This window comes from Pyxidicoccus sp. M15, assembly GCF_056858435.1.
In genome coordinates this window covers 5223430-5224108 of record NZ_CM166495.1, presented here as the reverse complement: position 1 = coordinate 5224108, position 679 = coordinate 5223430, and the positions used below count along the sequence as shown (strand labels likewise).

Below are 679 nucleotides of genomic sequence, written 5' to 3'. Positions count from 1 at the left end.
GGCCGGCGGCCTCGCGATGGGGCGGAGGTGAAGGTCCTCCGCCCCGCCCACGCGTCAGGAGAAGCGGATGACGTCGAAGTACCGTGACGCCGAGCCCGCGCCGTTGGAGGCCGTGAGGGTGTAGCGCCCCGCCGGCACCGAGGTCAGGTTGGACAGGAGCAGGATGGCGCTGGAGGGATTGGGCACCACGAGCGACAGGCCAATCAGCGACGACGACACGGAGTAGCCCGAGACGCTCGTGGGCAGGCTGTCTCCGCCGACGATGAGCTGCCGGTTCGGGCCGCTGTTGTCCGGGTAGATGATGCTCGGGTCGAGGTAGCTGATGGTGGGCGCCTTGAGGACCGTGGCGATGGAGATGGGCACCGACGCGCTTCCGGCCTGGTTGGAGACCCGGAGCAGGTACTGCCCCGGAGGCACGTTGGACGCGACGTAGAACGGCAGGCTCACCGCGCTGGGGCTGCCTGACGGGAAGCCCGTCCCCGTGCCCAGCAGGGGCTGTCCGTACAGGTTGGTGATGGCGTAGCCGAAGGACACCGGCAGGTTCATTCCCCGGAGGGTGACGACCGTCGTCCCCGCGGACAGGGTGCTGGGGTTGACCGAGCTGATGCTCGGCGCGCCGGCTGCTCTCTCCTGCTGATTCATCTGATGCGCTTCCATGTGAGCCTCGCTTCGTTTTCGG

The 679-nt window shown here is 68.3% G+C and carries 1 protein-coding gene; it reads right to left on the bottom strand.

The window, feature by feature from the left end; genetic code table 11:
• Window positions 1-54: 54 nt before the first annotated feature.
• The gene (locus tag ACX9TP_RS19970) at window positions 55-657 is read right to left on the bottom strand and encodes a hypothetical protein (RefSeq protein WP_482981304.1); all 603 of its coding nucleotides are present in this window, start codon (window positions 655-657) and stop codon (window positions 55-57) included.
• Window positions 658-679: the final 22 nt, after the last annotated feature.